Source organism: Paenibacillus sp. CMM36, assembly GCF_053570945.1.
Window position 1 is genome coordinate 168,537 of sequence record NZ_JBSEDY010000011.1, and the last position, 19,610, is coordinate 188,146.

At 47.2% G+C, this 19,610-nt stretch carries 20 protein-coding genes and 1 pseudogene; 7 read left to right on the forward strand and 14 right to left on the reverse strand.

Features of this window, described 5'->3' with window-relative positions; all coding sequences use genetic code 11:
* Positions 1 to 196: 196 nt before the first annotated feature.
* The 6 genes from ilvA to ACWA2B_RS20430 all read right to left on the reverse strand — a co-directional run bounded on the left by ilvA (position 197) and on the right by ACWA2B_RS20430 (position 6,035).
* The gene (gene ilvA / locus ACWA2B_RS20405) at positions 197 to 1,483 is read right to left on the reverse strand and encodes a threonine ammonia-lyase IlvA (RefSeq protein ID WP_307354054.1); all 1,287 of its coding nucleotides are present in this window, start codon (positions 1,481 to 1,483) and stop codon (positions 197 to 199) included.
* Positions 1,484 to 1,760: 277 nt separating this feature from the next.
* On the reverse strand, positions 1,761 to 2,600 hold the full coding sequence (locus ACWA2B_RS20410; protein WP_029517136.1) for a carbohydrate ABC transporter permease: 840 nt from the start codon (positions 2,598 to 2,600) through the stop codon (positions 1,761 to 1,763).
* A gap of 3 nt (positions 2,601 to 2,603) precedes the next feature.
* Positions 2,604 to 3,566, reverse strand: coding sequence for a carbohydrate ABC transporter permease (locus tag ACWA2B_RS20415; RefSeq protein WP_449292578.1), 963 nt, complete (start codon positions 3,564 to 3,566; stop codon positions 2,604 to 2,606).
* Positions 3,567 to 3,593: 27 nt separating this feature from the next.
* A complete protein-coding gene (locus ACWA2B_RS20420) occupies positions 3,594 to 4,886 on the reverse strand; it encodes an ABC transporter substrate-binding protein (protein ID WP_449292579.1) in 1,293 nt (430 codons plus the stop codon).
* A 240-nt stretch (positions 4,887 to 5,126) separates the two neighbouring features.
* A complete protein-coding gene (gene tlp, locus ACWA2B_RS20425) occupies positions 5,127 to 5,351 on the reverse strand; it encodes a small acid-soluble spore protein Tlp (protein ID WP_342428054.1) in 225 nt (74 codons plus the stop codon).
* A 72-nt stretch (positions 5,352 to 5,423) separates the two neighbouring features.
* The gene (locus ACWA2B_RS20430) at positions 5,424 to 6,035 is read right to left on the reverse strand and encodes an alpha/beta hydrolase (RefSeq protein WP_318628214.1); all 612 of its coding nucleotides are present in this window, start codon (positions 6,033 to 6,035) and stop codon (positions 5,424 to 5,426) included.
* Positions 6,036 to 6,247: 212 nt separating this feature from the next.
* On the opposite strand from ACWA2B_RS20430, the gene ACWA2B_RS20435 reads away from it, so the two are divergent.
* Positions 6,248 to 6,559 (forward strand): autorepressor SdpR family transcription factor, encoded by a 312-nt coding sequence (locus ACWA2B_RS20435; RefSeq protein ID WP_449292580.1) that lies wholly within the window; start codon positions 6,248 to 6,250, stop codon positions 6,557 to 6,559.
* Positions 6,556 to 7,209 (forward strand): SdpI family protein, encoded by a 654-nt coding sequence (locus tag ACWA2B_RS20440; RefSeq protein WP_318628213.1) that lies wholly within the window; start codon positions 6,556 to 6,558, stop codon positions 7,207 to 7,209. Before ACWA2B_RS20435 ends, ACWA2B_RS20440 begins: the two co-directional genes overlap by 4 nt.
* 91 nt (positions 7,210 to 7,300) lie before the next feature.
* Here the strand turns inward: ACWA2B_RS20440 and ACWA2B_RS20445 are convergent, their stop codons facing one another.
* Positions 7,301 to 8,125, reverse strand: a complete 825-nt coding sequence (locus ACWA2B_RS20445; RefSeq protein WP_318628212.1) for an aldo/keto reductase — start codon at positions 8,123 to 8,125, stop codon at positions 7,301 to 7,303.
* Positions 8,126 to 8,169: 44 nt separating this feature from the next.
* Positions 8,170 to 8,463 (reverse strand): putative quinol monooxygenase, encoded by a 294-nt coding sequence (locus ACWA2B_RS20450; RefSeq protein WP_029517143.1) that lies wholly within the window; start codon positions 8,461 to 8,463, stop codon positions 8,170 to 8,172.
* Between the two features lie 161 nt (positions 8,464 to 8,624).
* Here ACWA2B_RS20450 and ACWA2B_RS20455 point away from each other — a divergent pair, with 161 nt between their 5' ends.
* The 5 genes from ACWA2B_RS20455 to ACWA2B_RS20475 all read left to right on the forward strand — a co-directional run bounded on the left by ACWA2B_RS20455 (position 8,625) and on the right by ACWA2B_RS20475 (position 14,175).
* Positions 8,625 to 10,298 carry an ATP-binding protein gene (locus ACWA2B_RS20455; RefSeq protein ID WP_029517144.1) on the forward strand — a complete coding sequence of 558 codons (1,674 nt, stop codon included), beginning with the start codon at positions 8,625 to 8,627 and terminating at the stop codon, positions 10,296 to 10,298.
* Entirely contained in the window at positions 10,291 to 11,019 is a 729-nt protein-coding gene (locus tag ACWA2B_RS20460) for a response regulator (protein WP_029517145.1), read from the forward strand. The genes ACWA2B_RS20455 and ACWA2B_RS20460 overlap by 8 nt, the downstream gene beginning before the upstream one ends.
* 200 nt (positions 11,020 to 11,219) lie before the next feature.
* Positions 11,220 to 12,200 carry an ABC transporter substrate-binding protein gene (locus ACWA2B_RS20465; protein WP_449292581.1) on the forward strand — a complete coding sequence of 327 codons (981 nt, stop codon included), beginning with the start codon at positions 11,220 to 11,222 and terminating at the stop codon, positions 12,198 to 12,200.
* Positions 12,197 to 13,201: a FecCD family ABC transporter permease gene (locus tag ACWA2B_RS20470; RefSeq protein ID WP_340954285.1), complete on the forward strand. Its 1,005-nt coding sequence runs from the start codon at positions 12,197 to 12,199 to the stop codon at positions 13,199 to 13,201. Before ACWA2B_RS20465 ends, ACWA2B_RS20470 begins: the two co-directional genes overlap by 4 nt.
* Complete coding sequence (locus ACWA2B_RS20475; RefSeq protein ID WP_449292582.1) at positions 13,198 to 14,175, forward strand: FecCD family ABC transporter permease; 978 nt, start codon at positions 13,198 to 13,200, stop codon at positions 14,173 to 14,175. Before ACWA2B_RS20470 ends, ACWA2B_RS20475 begins: the two co-directional genes overlap by 4 nt.
* A 63-nt stretch (positions 14,176 to 14,238) precedes the next feature.
* Here ACWA2B_RS20475 and ACWA2B_RS20480 read toward each other — a convergent pair whose 3' ends face one another.
* The 6 genes and pseudogenes from ACWA2B_RS20480 to ACWA2B_RS20505 form a co-directional block, all read right to left on the reverse strand.
* Positions 14,239 to 15,477 (reverse strand): serine hydrolase, encoded by a 1,239-nt coding sequence (locus ACWA2B_RS20480; RefSeq protein ID WP_449292583.1) that lies wholly within the window; start codon positions 15,475 to 15,477, stop codon positions 14,239 to 14,241.
* 183 nt (positions 15,478 to 15,660) lie between these two features.
* Positions 15,661 to 16,086, reverse strand: coding sequence for an OsmC family protein (locus ACWA2B_RS20485; protein WP_029517152.1), 426 nt, complete (start codon positions 16,084 to 16,086; stop codon positions 15,661 to 15,663).
* A 53-nt stretch (positions 16,087 to 16,139) separates the two neighbouring features.
* Positions 16,140 to 16,890 (reverse strand): annotated as a pseudogene (locus tag ACWA2B_RS20490) (amino acid ABC transporter ATP-binding protein).
* A gap of 14 nt (positions 16,891 to 16,904) precedes the next feature.
* The gene (locus ACWA2B_RS20495) at positions 16,905 to 17,552 is read right to left on the reverse strand and encodes an amino acid ABC transporter permease (RefSeq protein WP_029517154.1); all 648 of its coding nucleotides are present in this window, start codon (positions 17,550 to 17,552) and stop codon (positions 16,905 to 16,907) included.
* An 85-nt stretch (positions 17,553 to 17,637) separates the two neighbouring features.
* Complete coding sequence (locus ACWA2B_RS20500) at positions 17,638 to 18,495, reverse strand: transporter substrate-binding domain-containing protein (protein WP_342434851.1); 858 nt, start codon at positions 18,493 to 18,495, stop codon at positions 17,638 to 17,640.
* A 99-nt stretch (positions 18,496 to 18,594) separates the two neighbouring features.
* A complete protein-coding gene (locus ACWA2B_RS20505; protein WP_165149919.1) occupies positions 18,595 to 19,272 on the reverse strand; it encodes a TetR/AcrR family transcriptional regulator in 678 nt (225 codons plus the stop codon).
* Between the last annotated feature and the right edge of the window lie 338 nt (positions 19,273 to 19,610).

Consider the following 19,610-nt stretch of genomic DNA (forward strand, 5'->3'; position numbering starts at 1 on the left):
CTTATAATGGAATTCAGGTGACACACCTATTACATTAGTGTTTATACTTATGAAGTTACCCATATATTAACCTATCACATTCAGTTTTGTAAACGCTTTATTTCAAATAAAAAGAAATTTATAAACTACGCATAACGCTATACATACGAAGATTTCGCAAAATCCTGATACCAAAAAGGAGCCCGTAGGCTCCTTCTCAAATTAGCATATTAAATAGATTTTCGTTTTTATTCAGTTCCGTATATTTAAGCCCCTTGCGGTTCATTCGTTCAATTAAAGGAAGATAGTCTTCCTTGTGGAACAGCTCAATGCCGACCAGAGCTGGTCCATTTTCCTTATCATTCTTTTTCGTATATTCAAACCTAGTAATATCGTCGTCCGGTCCAAGCACATCCTGTAGAAACTCACGCAGTGCCCCAGCTCTTTGCGGGAAATTCACCATAAAATAATGCTTCAGTCCTTCGTAAATTAGGGACCGTTCCTTAATCTCCTGCATTCGATCTATATCGTTGTTACCACCGCTGACGATACAGACAACCGTTTTGCCTTGAATCTGCTCGCGATATAGATCAAGTGCTGCAACAGGCAGTGAACCCGCAGGCTCCACAACAATCGCATTTTCATTATACAGCTCCAGAATCGCGGTACATGCTTTACCTTCCGGTACCTTCACAATATCGTCCAAGGTATGTTTACAAATATCGTATGTCAGCTGACCCACACGCTTCACCGCAGCTCCGTCAACAAACTTATCTATTTGATCCAGTGTAACCACCTTGTGCAAACGCATCGCTTCCGTCATCGACGCCGCGCCAAGGGGTTCCACACCAATTACCTTGGTGGATGGACTCACGGTTTTAACATACGTACCTACGCCTGCCGCCAAACCGCCGCCGCCAATCGTTACGAACACATAGTCCATAGGTGTATCTAGACTCTCCATCACTTCCATCGCAATCGTACCATTGCCCGCAATAATTTTCGGCTGATCAAATGGATGGATGAAGGTCATTGCCTGCTCGCTACACACCTTCATGGCCTCATCATAAGCATCGTCAAACGTATCTCCGGTCAAAATGACCTCTACACTGTTTCCCCCAAAGCGACGAACCTGCTTCACTTTCTGATTAGGCGTTGTACTCGGCATAAATATTTTACCGTGGATACCAAGTGCATTACATGAAAAAGCCACACCTTGCGCATGATTCCCCGCACTCGCACACACGATGCCTTTTTCCATTTGCTCGGGAGTCAAGCTACGGATCATGTTGTAAGCTCCACGGATTTTAAAGGACCGCACGACTTGGAGATCCTCTCTTTTCAGATACACATTACAGTTATATTTGGCCGATAGGACGGCATCCCTCTGTAAAGGTGTACGTACAATCACCTCACGCAGCATATGATGCGCCCGTACAATATCCTCCATGCCAACGGTTGACGCCGTGGCCGGGTCAGTTTTCTGGGTTTCTGTTGGTTCCATAGGTTCTCCACGCTCCGCCTGAATATTTCTGTATTGAGCATTTTGCATAAATCCCAAGAGCAATTTCAAATCAGGAATCGAATTATGCAAAGTGCTGTATTTGAAATCTTTCAAATATCATACCACGTTTACCTATAGCTTGTGCAGATGATAGCATGAAAATGAGAATGAAAATCAATCAAATCTAAAAAAAAGGCAGACCGGGACAATACCCGATCAACCTTTTCTGACGTTGCACATTTCTTGTATTCAATCGCTCCATTGAATACCTCTCCGATTACCCTTTTACTCCACCTGCCGTCATTCCTTCAATAAAGTAACGCTGGAAGAACAGAAACACGACCAGAATCGGTAAAATAGCCAAAACGGAGCCCGCGATCAGCACATCATAATTGTTGCCATATGGCGTCAGCAGACTGGACAGTCCAATTGGCAGTGTCAGCATGTCGTTGGTCCGCAATACAATCATCGGCCACAGGAAGTTATTCCAACTGTTCATCGCCTGCAAAATAGCCATTGCCGCAAATGCAGGCGCCATTAGAGGCATCATAATGCGTACGAAAATGCCATATTCTGAACAGCCGTCAACCCGCGCAGCATCCATAAAATCCTTGGGTACTCCACTCAAATATTGACGGAAGAAAAAGATCGGGATCGGCGCGACGACGAATGGTAGAATTACACCCCATACCGTATTAATCAGCTTCATGCCGATCATTAGCTTGTAGAGCGGCAGCATGATAATTTCTACCGGAATCATCATTACAACCAGCACCAGTGTGAAAATCACATTTTTCAATCTAAAACGGTACATTTCCAGACCATAGCCCACCATCGCGGACAATATCAGACATAACACCGTAAACAAGACGGTAATAACAATACTGTTCCAGTACCATTGAAAATAATCCGTCGTCCCCTGAAAGATGAACGCATAGTTTTTCAAGGACATGATGTCCCACTCCAGCTTAAGATTCAAGCCGTAGCGCAACAGCTCCGTCGATGGCTTGAACGAGGCAAGCGTCACGGCAAATAGCGGAAACAAGGCAAACCCGGCAAACAGAATGAACAGGACAACGAGCAATGCGGATAACGAGCCTTTTTGTTTCTGAGCCATCGCTTAATCCTCCTTCCGGAACATGCCGAAAAATTTGAGCTGGATCAGGTTCAGCACGAGTGTAAATATGAGCAATACAATGCCCACCGCAGCTCCGAAGCCCATACTGTTCTGCTCCAGACCTTGGCGATAGAGATAGCCAACAATCGTTAAACCAATATCGTTCGGGGAGTTATTTCCGTTCCATAACATGTAGCTTTCCGTGAACATGGATAACCCCGCATAAATGCTAATCGTAAATACATAGATCGTTACTGGTTTCAGCATAGGAATCGTAATCCGCCAAAATGAATCGAAACGACTGGCTCCATCAATCTGCGCAGCTTCATACAACTCGGGAGGAATGTTCTGGAGTCCCGACATATAGTACAGCATGTTCACACCCAGCCATCTCCATAATGCCAGCACGATCAACGCTAAAAATCCGGTGTTGGCGTTCATCAGCCATTTATACGGCTCCAGACCGAATACCCCCAACAGGGAGTTCATCAGCGAACCATCCAATTCCCCGAACATGAGGCGGAAGATCGTTCCTGCTACCACCACCGAGGTAAGTGCAGGTATAAACATCACGGAGCGAAACAACCCTCTGCCCGGCATTTTAGGCGAATTCAGCAATACTGCCAATACCAGCGGCAGAGGAATCAGCACGACCAGTGTAAGCAGCGTGTACAGGACGCTATTCAATATCGCCTTTCCAAACGTAGGATTGATTAAGTCCTTATAATTTTCCAGTCCAACATAAGTTGTTATCCCTGGCAGGACTTCCTGGAAGCTCATAATGACCGTCGAGATGACCGGATAGGCAAAAAATAGTGCAAAGGACAGTAAAAATGGAAGGACAAACACATACGGTGCCGTACGGCTGGAATGAATAAAGCGACTCCATCGGCTTCTGGTCGGACGCTGAGGTTGTGGCGGCTGACCTGTCGGTACATTAGCGTTCGTATGAACGGGCGTTGCCATGAATCTCACTCCCTTTCCTGTTGGGGTCTATCTCAGTTCATCTGCCAGCTCATGTAGCACCGTGGCTGGATCTTCGCCACTCTGCAGTGTCCGATAAAGTATTTTATTGCGCACAGCACTGGCGATATCAGGCGTTTTCGGTCCGATATGCACCGCATTGATTTCATCTTTGACTTCGATGAGCGTGTCAAAAATATTCGTTCCGAAATACTCCGTAAATTTATTCTTAGCTTTGGCTTCCGGCATCGTCCACACTTCACTACGGATGGGATCAAAACCAAGCTGCTTCCAGATCTCCACATTCCCTTGCTTGGATAGCTTGGCAAAGGCCAGAAAACGCATCGCCAAATCCTGGTGCTTCGATTGGTTCGTGACTACCGTTCCGGTTCCGCCCATACCCGCTGAGCGATAGCCACCTTTTTCCCACGCCGGCATGGGTCTGATAATAATTTTACCTTTGAGGTCAGGCATGTAATCCGTAAAACGCCCCATGTACCACATCGGCATCCATACCGAAGCAGCCCCACCTTTGTTCATAAACCCGTAGTATTCCTCCATGTGATGCCCGCCACCCGGTGAGGGAATAGCGACTTTGTCTTTTACCATCTGTTGAAGAAACTCAAGTGTTTTAATATTGGTTTCGTTATCCAGCGTCAATTCGCCCTTGTCATCCAAAAAATCCGAATTTTGCTGGGAGATCATCGGCCAATAGCTCCACAGGTCATTCGTTTCTAAGGTCGCCATTGGCTTGCCTGTTTTCGCCAGTACTTGCTTGCCTGCAGCAGCATAGTCTGCCCAGGTGACGATGGAATCCGGGTTTACCCCCGCCTGATCCATAATCTCTTTATTGTAATACATCACTTCGGCCCCAACGTGGAAATCAATGCCGTAATATTTACCGTCTTTGCCGTAAATCTGTACTCTGGAAGGTACAATGTTATTGATCTCGGGGTCAATTACCGGATTGAGCGGGACCAGTTGCGGTATCCCTTTGAGGAAATTACCGATCTTGTTCACCTCGATATCCGCGATATCCGGCGCTCCCACCCCCGATTGCAGCGCAATCGACAGCTTGCTGTGATGGTTGTCATAAGGAAATGTATTCGCTTTCAAATTAATCAATTCATCAGGGTGCTGTTGGTTCCATTGGTCAGCCATTTGCAGAAAAAACTTCTCATGCAGTTCATTGAACGTCCATAATACAAGTTCTGTTCCCGGCCCATCCTTTTCATCGTTCTTGAAAGAACAGCCTTGCAGCAGTCCAGCCATCAAAACCACCGCCATAAGCATCAAAGCCATGCTTTTTCTTCGCAGCAGCATATCCTTCCCCCTTCGCATGATGAAATCCTAATTCATAAATGATTGCGCTTTCTTTTATTATTTAACATCAATACAAATTAGTTTACAACAACATTATTTATAAAATTTTTATTTTCAACGAAGATTAGCGTCTCCACTGCATTATAGGGGGCAAATGAATTGAATGCGGTTATGATGATTTTTGCATAAAAAAGAGGCCCCACCCGAATTAAAACTCGAAGTTGGGCCTCTCTATTTTTACTACTCTTGGGAATGAGCTGCTTCGTCCTTCACTTCTTCGCGAAATGATCTAATACTTTCTTTGCGACGATTATTTTTTTCTTCGATCTGCTGACGTTCCTCGTTGCTGATTTCAGAGGAAAATTCGTTTAGATATCCTTCAGCTTCATGCAGGTTCTGCAGTGTGTTCTGAATACTTTGTTGCAAATGTTCAACATTATCGGCTCGATTATCCGGTTTTGCCATTGGTTTGACGCCTCCTAATATAGAATCGCTCACGGGAGCGCTAAACCGTAGCTTGATCGTTATCGAGTTATTTTATACATTAAAATGCTTTCCAAACCATTGGCCTGCGGCGGCAGCTTCTGTACGGGTCAATTGATGACCATTGCGTTCCCAATATGCTTCCACCTGCGCTCCGGCTCCCTCCAATAATGCTTGCAGCTCCCGGGATTCCAAAGTCGGAACAATCGGGTCATTTTCACCGGAAGACAGAAATACAGGGACACCGTTCAATTCAGGCAAGTCCAGCCCACGCAACGGCACCATTGCATGGTGCAAAATAGCTCCGCGTAACGCTTTTGCATCGTGAAAGAGCATGCTGGCGGCTATGTTTGCACCATTGGAATAGCCCAGAGCCACCACGTTATTACGGTCAAAATCGTATTGCTCTGCAGCTGTGTCCACAAATTCGCTCAGTTCTTTGGTACGAAATACGAGATCCTCAATGTCGAACACTCCTTCTGCCAAACGGCGAAAGAAACGCGGCATCCCATTTTCCAGCACATTTCCTCTTACGCCTAACACAGAAGCTCCCGGTGCTACCATCTCAGCCAAAGGTATTAAGTCTTGTTCATTCCCGCCTGTACCATGCAACAGCAAAATAACCGGGGCTTGCGGATCATTTCCTTTACGAAAGACGTGTTTCATATCTATTCCCTCCTCTAATTAACTTTAAATTAAGAATCTTATTTTTGTATAAATTGATTATAGCCCATTTCACTACTTTATACAAACATAATTGACCTCGTTAATTTTTTCTAAAATGATGTCTTGTTCCATTGACATGTAGTATAGCTGTATTTTACTATGGTGTTAGATATTTAGAGTATTATCTAAATATCTAAAGGAGGAAATGTATTTTGAACGATGCCTTCAAAGCTTTGGCTGATCCGACCCGGCGTACAATCTTGCAGCTTTTAAAGGAAAAAAGCATGAGCGCAGGCGAAGTAGCTGAACATTTTCAAATTAGCAAACCCAGCATCTCCCACCATCTCAATATCCTAAAGCAGGCTGGGCTGGTGCTGGATGAACGACAGGGGCAAAACATTATATACACCCTGCATACAACGGTTATGGCGGATGTCATCGGTTGGATGTTCAGTATAGCCCACTCCGATACCCCTGCCAGGAAAAATGTGAATCATATTAAGGATGGGGAGGAATCTGAATGAAATTTCGAACACCTTGGAGCTTGACGGATGTTTTGACAACTTTGATTGCCTTATCACCCGCCATAGGCGCTATACTGCTGTACGACCGGCTTCCCAATGTTCTAGCCTCGCATATTAACTTTAACAATACAGCAGACGGGTATACGAGCAAAAGTGGTTCTATTATCATGCTCGTGTTGTTGGGCCTAGTCCCGCTGGTCATTCGATTGGCACGCCACATGGACCCCAACAGAGCTAATTATGAGAAATTTTCAAAAGCCTATGAAGTTACGCGTGCAGGTGTTTCTGTAGTTCTCGCTGTAGCTGGATGGGGAATGCTGCTGTATAACCTGAATATACGACTGCAAATGAATGCTATAATTTTAGGGTTAATAGGCCTGATGCTGATGGTGATGGGGAATTATATGACTCAGGTACAGCCGAACTATACGTTCGGTATCCGCACGCCGTGGACTCTGTCTAACCCCGAGGTATGGCGTAAAACGCACCGTTTCGGGGGGCCTATGATGATGCTTGGCGGTGCTTCAGCGTTGGTGGCGGCATGGATCGGTGGAATGGCGGGAGTAGTCATTTTCCTAACCGTACTGATCATATCCGTTATCTCTCCTGTACTCTATTCTTACTTGTTGTATCGTAAGCTAAGCAAGTAAATAGACAAAGCCACACCTGAACCTAAAAAAGGAACCTCCCAAACCGCGATAAACGCAGAATGGGAGGTTCTTTTTACAAGTGAATATTTATTTAAAACAACAGCTTATCGGGATGGGTGCCTACACGCTCATCCAGATGAAGACCATTAATTCGGTCAATATCCTCAGTCGTTAGTTCAAAATCGAATAAATCAGCATTTTCGCGAATACGATGCGCGGTTACCGATTTGGGAATCGTCACAATCCCCCGATCCAGATGCCAACGCAAAATGACCTGCGAAGAGGTTTTACCGTATTTGGCAGCAATCTCAACGATGTCCGCTTGCTCGGTTAATTTCCCCTTCATCAGCGGGCTCCACGATTCTAGCTGAATCTGGTGCTCCCGGCAGTATTGATGCAGCTCTTGTTGTGTCAGACGTGGGTGAAGCTCCACTTGATTGATGACAGGAACCATGTTGCTATCTTGGAGGAGGTCTTCGAGATGGTGAACTTGGAAGTTACTAACGCCGATAGCGCGTACGCTTCCTTCTTCATACAAGCGTTCAAATGCTTTCCAGGTTTCCTTGTACTTATCCTTACCAGGCCAATGAATGAGATACAGATCAATGATATCCAGACCCAGCCGTTTACGACTTTCCTCAAAGGCACGCAGTGTTGAATCGTAGCCCTGATCCTGATTCCATAGCTTGGTGGTTACAAACAGATTTTCTCTAGCCGCTCCACTATCACGAATGGCTTGTCCAACCAGTTCCTCGTTGCCGTAGATCGCCGCTGTATCAATGTGACGGTAACCGACCTCAATAGCTGTTTTGACCGCTTCGTAGACCTCATTACCTTCCGCCTTGTAGGTACCAAAACCAAGCCAAGGCATCTGAACTCCGTTATTCAGTACAGTTGTATCTGCAATGTTCCCCATGTCTATTCCTCCTGTTCCTGATTATGAATTATCCAACGGGATGGTTACAGTTTAGTTGCATCCTGAAAAGCATTCACTTGAAGCGGAGCAGCCAACAATTCTTTAGCGGCGGCAACAAATGCCTGGAAATGGGCAGAATTATTATGGAAATCTACAGCAGCAGCATCTTTCCACTCTTCAACCATCGTAAATGCGTTGGGATCATTCAGATCCTGCATTAACGTGTAACGTACATTGCCTTCTTCAGCTTGGGATGCGCTGATCAGCCCTTTGGTTTGTTGCAAAAAAGTTTCTCTTTTCTCAGGTAAAACTTTCATATCGGCATGAATAATAATCATATTATGTTCCTCCTCGTATTATGTAACTATTTCTATTATAGACCATTCTTTCGATAGAATAAAAGTGCGGGCGTTTCTGTAATGCAGTAAAATGGATCGTATGGAGGAGATTATCGGCTTATTCGTTCCTCCTATATTTTGTTTAACGGCGGTGAAGGCATGTGCGTTTTCAGACAAAACTTATAGTATTTATATCCCTTTTAGTACTGGTAGTTACCGGGCTGTTGGGATTATCCTTTCGATATATGATCACCTCCGCTCTATATGATGAAATCGGAAAAAGGGCGCTAACCGTCGCCAATACCCTCGCCGTAGATGCGCAGGTCAGAGACGCTCTGGAGCGGACCGAGACGACGCAATTGCGTTCGCGTATCAACGAGGCCATAAAGCCCGTCCAAGCCAGCAGCGGAGCTGATTTTATTACTATTGCTGATCGTCATCTCATCCGGCAGTGGCATGTAAACCCGGAGCGCATCGGCACGCCTATGATAGACCCCATGAATGATAAGGTACTGCAAGGGCAGTCCTTGATCACTGAATCGACGGGCTCTCTTGGACCGTCAATACGCGCCAAAACAGCCGTTTATGATCAGCAAGGTAAGGCCATCGGGCTCGTCTCTGTAGGTTTTTTAATGACAGATGTGCAGCAAAATATTCGTACATACACATATGCATGGCTCTGGTTAATGGTGGGTGCTCTGATGATCGGCATATTGGGAAGCCTGATTATAGCGCAACGGGTACGCCGCGCACTGCATGGACTGGATCCAGTGGAGATCGGACGGTTGTACCAGGAAAAGCAAGCCATTATTGAGTCCATCGGCGAAGGGATTATCGCGGTAAATAGTAACGGACAAATCACACTTGCCAATCCACAGGCAGCTCGTTTGATCGGACTCCCACCGGAAACCTCTATCTACGGATGCGACCTTCGTCACTTGACTGGTGTTCCGGATGTACTGGTTGATATGCTTGTTGCCGATTACACAGTAGAGCATTCAACGATGGGGCCAGATCAGGGACAGTACATATGGAATAAGGAAATTGAGGTCCAGCAGCGAACTGTAGTCGTCAGCCGTGTGCCGATCCAGGATCGTTCCGGTCGCATCATGGGAACAGTTGCCAGTCTGCGTGACAAGACCGAACTGCTCCGAATGACACAACAGTTGACAGAGGTCAAAGATTATGCGGAAGTACTGCGATCACAAACACACGAATACGCCAATCGGCTGTATCTCATATCCGGCCTGATTCAGTTGGAGTGTTATGACGAAGCGGTGGACTTTATCACCCAGGAATCAGAGGAATATCGTGTACACAGGCCGATTGCCACTGCTCTCCTGCCCGATTCAATCATCGCCAGCCTACTGATCGGCAAGAAGAAACAGGCGCTGGAAAAAGGGATCTTACTCCATTCTGATATTAAAGGAGCATTCTCAACCCAGTCTCCTACGTTGGAGTGGTCCTTTCTCGCTTCCGTAGTCGGAAACCTGCTGGACAATGCCATGGAAGCTGTTGCGATGTCCTCCATCTCTGACGGACAGGTCTGGTTCCGGCTTGAAGAAACGACTGAAGCCATCATCGTCGAAGTTGCAGATAACGGATCGGGAATTTCGGACGATATCCAAGAAAAGCTGTTTGTCAGAGGAGCTTCGACCAAAGCAGAAGCTGGACATGGATATGGCCTTGCTCTCGTGCTGGAGTACACTGAACGAATGGGCGGCTCTATAGAAGTACACGAACGGCCTGGTGGTGGAAGTATTTTTGAGGTATACATTCCTTTACAAAGAACTGATACGAGTAATGATGCAAAAGGAGATTACGCCCATGAATGAGCGGGTTTTATCGGATATTGAGGTTCTTATTATTGAAGATGATCCGCGAATTGCGGAGATTAACCGCCGATTTATTGAAAAGGTGGATGGGTTCACCGTATGTGCAATCGCGACAAACGAATTTGAGGCAAAACTTCAACTGGACGTACTTCGTCCTCCTCTAGTCGTGCTGGATGTTTATTTTCCTGATACGGATGGTCTAACCCTGCTATCGTTCATCAAGCAACACTATCCGGGTACAGATGTTGTTATGCTGACTGCCGCCAAAGAAGCTGAAACAGTGGTACAAGCCGTTCGTGCAGGCGTGTTTGATTTTATCGTGAAGCCGCTTGTATTTGAGAGATTGCGTGCTACCTTGAAGGAATACGCCCGGTTTCGGCGACAAGTCACAACATGGCAGGAAGAACAATCCACGGTGGAGCAATCGGAAATTGACAGTTTGCTTCAAAGCGTGGGCACCGGTCGGATGGCAGGGAACGGAGTTGGAGAACTATGGGCCAAAGGCATCGATAAAGTGACTTGCGACAAAGTGCTAGATCTCCTGAATCGACGGGGTGAGGTGACTACAGGTACAGTGGGAATTGAGCTGGGTATGAGCCGTTCTACAGCCAGAAGGTATCTGGAGTACTTAGTGGAAAGTGGCGATGCGCACCACGATCAGGTGTACGGAACCGTTGGCAGACCAGAGCGTATCTATCGCCGACAGCGGGGAGATGCATAAACCATCCATCTCTGATGTCGGTACTTCTCCCTCCTCTTATTCGTAATTTTAATGAATTTAATTCATTTAATCGATCAAAACGGTTTAAATGACCACATTATTTACGTCCTCCTTCCCGATTGCTAGAATGATCATCAGTTAGTTGATTGATAATGATTATCAGTTTCTCTGGTAAGCATACTTGGAACGGGGGATAATATATGGCAACACCGAAACAACCACTGTGCACAGGCATGCTGCTTGCAGTGATCCTGGCACTACTGACGGTCATTATGGCGGGATGTGGAAGCCAGTCACAAGATAACAGCGCAGCAGCACCTCAAGCAACAGGCGACACTCGAATGATTAAACATGAGATGGGAGAAACCAAAGTTACGGGTACACCCAAAAGAATCGTAACCTTGGAATTCTCTTTTGTCGATGCTACAACCCAACTGGGCGTAACACCTGTCGGCATAGCTCAGGAAAATGACGATGATATTGATGGGCTGCTCGGCAAGAAAATCGACTTCACACCAGTAGGCACGCGCAAACAGCCCAACCTGGAGACGATCAGCTCCTTGAAGCCGGATTTGATTATTGCCGATCTGAATCGTCATAAAAGCATATACAAAGAACTAAGCGAGATTGCTCCGACCATTGTTCTAAAGAGCCGAAATTCCTCCTATGAACAAAACCTGGCATCCTTCAGTGTCATCGCCGATGCGTTGGGTGAGAAGGAAAAAGGCGAGCAAATTCTCGCGGCGCATAAAGCTACAATGGAAAAGTTGAAAGAAGGCATCAAAGCTGGTGAGCCACGCAGCGTATTGCTAGGGGTATTCCGTTCTGATTCACTATCGGCTCACGGCGCTTCATCCTTTGATGGACAACTGCTGGAGCAAGCAGGTATCCACAACGCCCTTCAAAATACAAGCGAACCTACCGTCAAGCTTACGCTTGAACAGATTTCACAAGCGGATCCTGATGTGATCTTTTTGGTGGAAGCCGATGAGAAGCTGATTGCGGAATGGAAGCAAAACCCGCTTTGGCAAAACATTACAGCCGTCAAAAAAGGGGAAGTTTACGAAGTGAACCGGGCACTATGGACCCGGTACCGTGGACTCGGCTCAGCCGAAAAAATACTGGAGCAAGCCATTTCGCTTCTGTATCCCGCGCAAAGTAAAGGAGACGGCTCCCGTTGATCGGACAAGCCTCACGCGACCGGCTGAATAAGCCGGTCTTCTTTGCACTTATCGCTGCGTTGCTGGCTGGATTTCTGCTCAGCGTGGCGATTGGCCCGGTCAGGATGGACATCCCCACCATGCTGACTGCGCTGTTCACCGAGCATCCGTCTAAGGATCAGCTCATTGTCTTGACGGTACGCCTACCGCGTGCCGTTATTGGCCTAATCGTCGGGGCCGGGCTTGCCGTGGCTGGAGCCCTGATGCAGGCCATCACGCGCAACCCGCTGGCTTCGCCGCAGGTATTCGGAGTCAGCTCAGGCGCTTCGCTGGCTGTCGTGCTGTCCGTCGTGCTGCTGCCGAATATCGGATCGTCCGGCAGCATTTATTTTGCTTTTGCCGGGGCCATCGCAGGCGGCTCCTTCGTATACGCGCTGGCCGGAACGGCGGGCATGACGCCGGTCAAGCTGGCCCTTGCCGGGATGGCCGTGCATCTGTTGCTGGCCTCCGTCACCCAAGGACTGCTCGTGTTCAACGAGCAAATATCTGATGTGCTGTATTGGCTCGCCGGAGCCATCGACGGGTCCACATGGGCCGACACGCGTCTGGTGCTACCATGGTTTGCCGTGGGTATGATTCTTGCACTGGCGCTAGCCCCTTCGCTATCTGTGCTGAGCCTCGGGACGGAGGTCGCACAGGGGTTGGGACAAAACGTACGTCTTGTCCGCTTACTGGCCTCAGCCTCAGTGATTATGCTGGCAGGCTCTGCTGTAGCAGTAGCCGGGTCTATCGGCTTTGTGGGCCTGATGGTGCCGAATATCATCAAGGTGTTTACAGGCGATAATTACAAACGGGTCATCCCCCTGTCTGCAATCTGCGGAGCTCTGCTGCTGACATATGCAGACGTGCTTGGACGATTTATTGCCTTTCCTTATGAATCGCCCGTTGGTATCGTAACCGCGCTGGTGGGCGCGCCCTTCTTTTTATATCTAGCGCATAAGAACGGGAGGGCTTCACGATGAAAAAGCTGTGGATTTTACTCGTGTTAATGCTGGGTGTTTCCTTTGTAGCTATCGGCGTGGGCAGCACCTACATTACGCCCTCTGAGCTGATCGCGGCTCTGACTGACCGAAATGCCTCTTCCTGGTTCATCGTTCACCATTACCGACTGCCTCGTGGCCTGCTGGCCATCATGGCCGGTGCTGGCCTTGCAGTAGCCGGTGTTCTGCTGCAAGGTATGATCCGCAACCCGCTAGCCTCGCCAGATGTGGTAGGTGTATCCAAGGGGGCTGGCTTTGCGGCGGTTCTCGTCATCGTACTGCTGCCCTCATCCCCAGTGGCGCTGTTGCCTGTAGCCGCCTTTGTCGGTGCCGGGCTAGCAGCACTGTTGCTCGTACAGCTTTCGATGAAGGGAGGCATGCGTCCCAACATGCTAGCCTTGACCGGACTGGCGGTGGGCGCTATTTTTCAGGCTGCGACCGACTATATACTGGTCAAGTATCCACTCGAAGCCAGCGACACGCTCACTTGGCTAGCTGGAAGTCTGTGGGGCAAAGGCTGGGACGAAGTGTATGGGCTACTGCCGTGGTTAATCGTGTTACTACCTCTCGCCTATGCACTACAGCGCAAGCTGGATATTATGGGCCTAGATGAGGAAAGCTCTGCTGGGCTGGGTCTTAGCGTGAAGCGTGTGCGTACAAGACTGCTCGCTGTGTCAGTCGCCTTGGCTGCCTCCTGTGTCGCTGCCATCGGCTCCATCGGCTTTATCGGACTGCTGGCACCGCATCTGGCACGGCGGTTATTTGGCAATCGCCACCGCTATCTATTGCCCGGTTCGGCGATGATCGGCGCGCTGATTCTCGTCCTCTCCGACGCGCTCGGACGGGGTCTGAAGCCGCCGCTCGAAATTCCCGCTGGCATCGTGACAGCCGTCATTGGCGCGCCATATTTTTTGTATCTATTACTACGGGAACGCAAACAGAAAGGCAGCGGATAGGATGAGGATAAGGAGTTGCGCAACGCAGCTAAACGCTGTATTATACCGTAGCGTTTAGCTGCGTTACCTTCTCACCTGTACACCGATACGCTGATTAATTTCTTTTGTAAACGATTTATCATGTAGTAATCTCTTTTTAAAATCATTTATCATTTCAGGCAAGCTGGCATTTGTGTTAGGATCCAAATCGTTAAAAAAGACAGCTAGTTCTGTCGTATGCCCTTCCTTATCTGTCGCATACATGGCCAGTGTCAAAACATAAGCCGTGGAGCCACCTTTTTGCCCAGTATGTTTCAGAAATTGCTGGTTTTCAGGAAGAACCATAAGAGGTTTCTCCATGACCTCGGACAATAACTTTTGCTCAACTTTTGTGAACCCTTGACGGCGGTTCAGCTTACTCATTAAAAAGGCATAATCGGCTGTCGTTGAAGCTATAAAACGATCCGTATTGATACGGTCATAATCCTGGTCATACCAGTTCTTAATATCTGCGTTTCTCTTGTAAGAACCACTCACATCACGGCGCAGCTTGTTATGAATCACACGGGCATATCGGCGAAACTCCGTGCCAGACATCGCCTGGATGGCTTCTTTGGCAGAAATATTATTCTTTGTATTATTCCAATTCTCACCTTGGCTCTCCTTCATACGTTCGTAAGGAATCAGAATAGAGGATACAAAAGGATAAATAGGATCATGATTTTGCAAACCCAAGTTGGCTCTCGTCCGATTGATCGCTTCCAACCCCAGTTTGTCCATTAAATACTCCGCATTGGCGTTGGAACTGAATTGAATCATCCCCTTGGCAACCTCGCGTACAGATACAGTTTCATTCTGTATCCGCCCTTTAGCTTCCATATCCTGTAGCCACGCCGCATGAGCACCACCATCCAAACCCGGCAAATAAAACCTTTCCAGCGAAATCAGCTTCACTCTCTTATCCGGGTTAATCTGACCCACCGCCGCTTGCTTGGCATATTCAATCGCAATGATCGTTTTGACAGTGCTCGCCAAAGGCATCATCCGGTTCTCTTCTTGGCCTGCCAGCTTTTTTCCATCTCTCAGAATCGTAATCGAAACCTTTTCTGCATTCGTCTCCACAAAATGAAGCAAACACCGAGCAGCATCCTGTTCCTTCGTTTCACCCTGAACCTCGGCTACAATCGCAGTTGTGGGTCGGACAGTATTTGGAGGATTAGCCACTTGATTCTGCATGAAAGATAGTAATCCTGTTGTCACACCCATAACGATGAGCACTGTAGCCACAATAGTTGCTATTATGATAAGGCACTTTCGTTTCACTATAACCTCCCCCTGTATGCATTTCATACATAGGTTTATTTTCCCATTTTTATATTTCAATTTCTATTTTAAACGAAAATACAGTACAAAAAGTTTCATTACGTGTCATATTTTCAAATAACACAAAAAAGAGAGCCTCCTGTACATAACACAGGCTGACTCTCTTTCACTATTCTTCAACACTTATGCTGGATAGGGTACTTCAGTTCCATTCAAAATGAGGTGCATTCGAATTTCCGCTTTTAAGGAATCGGATACGGCACAATATTTTTCCTTACCCATCTGAATTGCTTTCCATACGCGGTAATCCGGAATATCTCCATCTACGTGGAATGTCAGATCAATCGCTGTAAAGCCTGTCGGCGTTTCTTCCTTGCGCGTACCTTCTGCGTCAATATCAATGCGAGTAATGTCCGACAAGAAACGATCCAAAATCATTGTGATATCGATACCCATACATCCTGCCAGACCTGCCAACAGCAGTTCCATGGGTGTCATTCCTTTACCATCACCGCCATAAGCCGCCGTAGCATCCATCCCTACCGAATAACCGGATGGTCCCTCCGAAGTAAACGCGCGTTTGCCGTGCCAAGTTGTAGATACTTTCATGTTTAAAGGCCTTCTTTCCATTTTAATAATCTATAATTCTTCTTCGACTTATTTTAAAATTCACTGATTTGGCGTAAAAATTTCTGTGTTCTCTCATGCTGGGGAGTATCAAAAAACGCCTGTGGCGCTGCCTCCTCCAAAATGATACCATCTGCCATAAATACGACCTTGTCCGCCACCTCACGAGCAAATTTCATCTCATGGGTAACCACGACCATCGTCATCCCGTCTTGAGCCAATTCTCGCATAACACCCAGCACTTCCCCTACCAGCTCGGGATCAAGCGCCGATGTCGGCTCGTCGAACAGCATAATTGCCGGGTCCATCGCCAGCGCACGCGCAATGGCTACCCGTTGCTGCTGTCCACCGGACAGACGTGAAGGATGTACATCCTGCTTGTCCGATAACCCCACCCGCTCCAACAACCGTTGTCCGATGGACATAGCCTTGTCGCGCGGCATTTTTTTTTACGGTCAGCAGTCCTTCAATGACATTGCCGATGGCGGTTTTGTGCGGATACAGATTGAATTGCTGGAACACCATCCCCGTCTGTTTGCGAATATCACGAATGGCTGCTTGGCGGACACGAACGGGAGCTGTAGCATCGACCTCAATCCCATTTACCTCAAACTTGCCGGAAGACAGCTCTTCTAGACCGTTCAGGCACCGCAGCAAGGTACTTTTACCTGAACCGCTCGGGCCGAGTAATACGACGATTTCACGAGCGGCAACCTGAAAATCAATGCTTTTCAGAACCTCTACCTGTCCGAATCGTTTACCTAATCCGTTTGTTGTTATCATCATCTATCATCTCCACCTTAATAAGCTCGAGCCAGACGCTTTTCCACCCGCTCCAGTATAGCGGAGAATCCAATGCTCATAATCCAGTACATCAGGCCAATTTCGAGCAGAAACGGCATGTAGCGCAAATACTGTGCTTGTAAAAGCTGGGCCTGTCGCATCAATTCACTGACCCCGATCACCGACACCAGCGATGTTTCTTTAAGCATACCCACAAATGTATTCCCCATCGGTGCAATTGCAATGCGTACCGCCTGAGGAAGAATAATACGCCACATCGTTTGACCGGGCGACATTCCCGTCGCATAAGCTGCCTCAGTCTGTCCCTGGGGTACGGCTAAAATAGCTCCACGGAACGTCTCCGACAAGTACGCCCCTGTATTAATACTAAGTGCTAAACAAGCAGCCGTCAGCGATCCGAATGATATTCCATAATCATCCAGTCCATAATAAATGACCGCAATCTGCACCAAAACCGGCGTTCCCCGAATGATCGATACATACATGCGCGCCAGCCATCGAACGGGTCGATTCCCCTTCAACCGGGCCACAGCAACAACCAAACCAATGATTAGGCCAAAAAACATAGAGACAATCGTAATATATAGCGTATAATAAGCACCCTTTAATAAAAAAGGGACGTTCTCCCACATTAATTCAAGCATTGGTTATATTCCCTTCTTTCAGACGAGTGGCCCCATGTCAGCATGAAAGCCAAGACTGGAGCCAGACGCCTCTAACAGGCTTACGTTATTCTTTTGGCTCCTCGCCAAACCATTTTTTGAAAATTGTTTTGTAAGTGCCGTCTTCCTTCATTTCCTTCAAAGCCTTGTTCAAGGCTTCTTTGAGCTCAGGAGTTTTCTGGTTAATGGCTACACCCGCTTGATCCGATTTAATCGGCTCGCCTACGGCTTTAATTTGGAAACCGTTTTTATCAATAATAGGCTTGAGAGCATACAGATTGTTGATTGTTGCGTCAATACGACCAGAGTTTAGATCCTTTAAGGAAGTAATGACATCATCATATGTTTTAATCTCAAAATCGCCTACCTTCGGCAGTACCTCATTCCGCAGATAAGATTCATCATTCGTTCCCAGGCCGACACCAATGGTTTTGCCTTTAAAGTCCTCCAGCTTGGTAATATCATTCGTTTTGCTGTTTACGATAATGTTTACATTGTTTGTGATATAAGGCTCTGTGAAGTCAATAGCCTTCTTACGATCCTCTGTAATCGTCACCTGACTAATCACTGCATCGAATTTTTTCTTTTGCAAACTTGGAACCAGTCCCGAGAATTCTTGTGCCGTGAACTCCGGTTTCACTCCAATTCGCTTCGCCAATTCTTTGGCGATATCCACATCAAATCCGTCCAATTCCTTGTTATCGTTCAAGAAATTGTACGGCGGATAGGTGCCCATCATGCCTACCTTCATTACACCAGCCTTTTTGATTGCTTCGAGCTGGTTACTCGCTGCCACATTACTGCTACCCGCTCCATTGCTAGTATTAGAAGCTTCTGGCTTAGTACCACAAGCGCTTAGCACAAGGCTGAACAATGCCAGAGCCATGAGTGTAGTTACCAAGAACCCTTTTTTACATGTTTTCATGTATCCTTCTCTCCTGTCTGGATGTAAATGATTGAGTTCATATATGTGATTTGGCTATATTATTTGTTGCCAACTACCCATTCATGCGATGTTGACCCTCTAGCTTTGACCTAATAGTCCATAAAACTCAAAATTAGCCGCTTCTTCTGCCAATCTTTTAGCAGTTATCTGCGTGATGTGGTCATGTGTTCCCTCTGAACCGAATAGCCAGCGTGTAATGACACCTTCGATCATGCTCATGAGTAGTGCCGCCCTTAATTCGACATCCAATTCAGCAGGCAACATGTTCAGCTCCATCGCTCTTTCCATATTGCGCCGGAATGCCAGCTCCATCGCGGCCCTTGTCTCTCGGATACTCTGGCGCACCGGTTCATCGACACCGCTGCCGATCAGCAGCAACCCCATCAGATAGCGGTTCTCCGATGCAAAATCAAATAATCGAACAAACAGCGCTTCCGAAGCCTTAACCATATCAGCCAGCGTTCCCGCATCACGGCGATATCCCTGTCCAATCGCTGACAGTAGTTGTTCACGACCGGTGGCGATAATCTCCAGCGCCAGTGCCTCTTTGCTTTTAAAATGCCAATAAAACGTGCCTTGGGCTACTCCCGCCTCTACCACGATATCTGAAATCTTCGTTTGGTGGTAACCCTGCTCGGCGAACCGCTTTAATGCAATGTGAAGAAGCTGTGTTCTGCGGTCTGTTTCTTCTCCCGCATGCTCAGCAGGTTGGTCATTTGAGTCAATCTCGGACTGCTTCGCCTTCCGTGGCTGCATGGATTTCCTCCTCCCGATTGATCAGTCAGTCAGTTTTGTATTTTTAATCCTATAGGATAAGTATACTTTTGTCAAAGAAAAAAGTGTCAGAAGAAAATAAAGTTTTGCTGCTCCAAGCGGCTTTTAAATTTTAAAAACCGACAGATCCCATAAAATAAGTATTAGACTGGCGCCAACAAAAAAGACAGCGGCAGTCTCAGACTACCGCTGTCAGATTGTCGAGAAACCCCGTCATTTTGAGACGTGGGTTTCTTTTTCACATCATAATGCTCTGGTCTCTGGAGAAGCAGGGGGGGGTTACCCCTGTTTCTCCAGGCGATCTAGGTGGATCGCCATCT

Bases quoted from the DNA above. Each gene is read 5' to 3' on its own strand.
- ACWA2B_RS20420 (WP_449292579.1), bottom strand. From the start codon at position 4,886: ATGCTGCTGCGAAGAAAAAGCATGGCTTTGATGCTTATGGCGGTGGTT.
- ACWA2B_RS20410 (WP_029517136.1), bottom strand. From the start codon at position 2,600: ATGGCTCAGAAACAAAAAGGCTCGTTATCCGCATTGCTCGTTGTCCTG.
- ACWA2B_RS20450 (WP_029517143.1), bottom strand. From the start codon at position 8,463: ATGATTATTATTCATGCCGATATGAAAGTTTTACCTGAGAAAAGAGAA.
- ACWA2B_RS20440 (WP_318628213.1), top strand. From the start codon at position 6,556: ATGAAATTTCGAACACCTTGGAGCTTGACGGATGTTTTGACAACTTTG.
- ACWA2B_RS20475 (WP_449292582.1), top strand. From the start codon at position 13,198: ATGAAAAAGCTGTGGATTTTACTCGTGTTAATGCTGGGTGTTTCCTTT.
- ACWA2B_RS20500 (WP_342434851.1), bottom strand. From the start codon at position 18,495: ATGAAAACATGTAAAAAAGGGTTCTTGGTAACTACACTCATGGCTCTG.
- ACWA2B_RS20460 (WP_029517145.1), top strand. From the start codon at position 10,291: ATGAATGAGCGGGTTTTATCGGATATTGAGGTTCTTATTATTGAAGAT.
- ACWA2B_RS20485 (WP_029517152.1), bottom strand. From the start codon at position 16,086: ATGAAAGTATCTACAACTTGGCACGGCAAACGCGCGTTTACTTCGGAG.
- ACWA2B_RS20495 (WP_029517154.1), bottom strand. From the start codon at position 17,552: ATGCTTGAATTAATGTGGGAGAACGTCCCTTTTTTATTAAAGGGTGCT.
- ilvA (WP_307354054.1), bottom strand. From the start codon at position 1,483: ATGGAACCAACAGAAACCCAGAAAACTGACCCGGCCACGGCGTCAACC.
- ACWA2B_RS20415 (WP_449292578.1), bottom strand. From the start codon at position 3,566: ATGGCAACGCCCGTTCATACGAACGCTAATGTACCGACAGGTCAGCCG.
- tlp (WP_342428054.1), bottom strand. From the start codon at position 5,351: ATGGCAAAACCGGATAATCGAGCCGATAATGTTGAACATTTGCAACAA.
- ACWA2B_RS20430 (WP_318628214.1), bottom strand. From the start codon at position 6,035: ATGAAACACGTCTTTCGTAAAGGAAATGATCCGCAAGCCCCGGTTATT.
- ACWA2B_RS20505 (WP_165149919.1), bottom strand. From the start codon at position 19,272: ATGCAGCCACGGAAGGCGAAGCAGTCCGAGATTGACTCAAATGACCAA.
- ACWA2B_RS20445 (WP_318628212.1), bottom strand. From the start codon at position 8,125: ATGGGGAACATTGCAGATACAACTGTACTGAATAACGGAGTTCAGATG.
- ACWA2B_RS20465 (WP_449292581.1), top strand. From the start codon at position 11,220: ATGGCAACACCGAAACAACCACTGTGCACAGGCATGCTGCTTGCAGTG.